Below are 428 nucleotides of genomic sequence, written 5' to 3' on the forward strand. Positions count from 1 at the left end.
GTGGTGGCCACCCTCAGCCCGAGGACTTCGCGGCGCCCGTCGGCGTTGACCCCGGTGGCGACCATGGCCACCGCGTTGATCACCCGCCCGCCCTCTCTGACTTTCATGGTCAGGGCGTCGGCGGCGAGGAACACGAACGGGCCGGCCTCGCCCAGAGGCCTGTGACGGAAAGCCTCGATGTGCTCGTCGAGCTCTTGGGCCATCCGGCTGACCTGGGATTTCGAGAGGGAGTCGATGCCGAGCTGACGTACGAGCTTGTCCATGCGCCGGGTCGAGACCCCGGCCAGGTAGCAGTCCGCGACCACGGTGATCAGTGCGGACTCGGCCCGTTTGCGGCGCTCGAGCAGCCATTCGGGGAAGTACGTGCCGGCCCGGAGTTTGGGGATGGCCACATCGATCGTGCCGGCGCGGGTGTCCAGGGGTCGGTG

1 protein-coding gene is annotated in these 428 nt (G+C 68.7%); it reads right to left on the minus strand.

Annotation, left to right across the window (positions count from 1 at the left end):
- A partial coding sequence (locus NR072_RS00255) for a transposase (protein ID WP_221848293.1) occupies nt 1-428 on the minus strand: 428 nt, incomplete at both ends.

Source organism: Micrococcus sp. Mcc89 (assembly GCF_024519795.1).
Lineage (GTDB): Bacteria > Actinomycetota > Actinomycetes > Actinomycetales > Micrococcaceae > Micrococcus > Micrococcus luteus.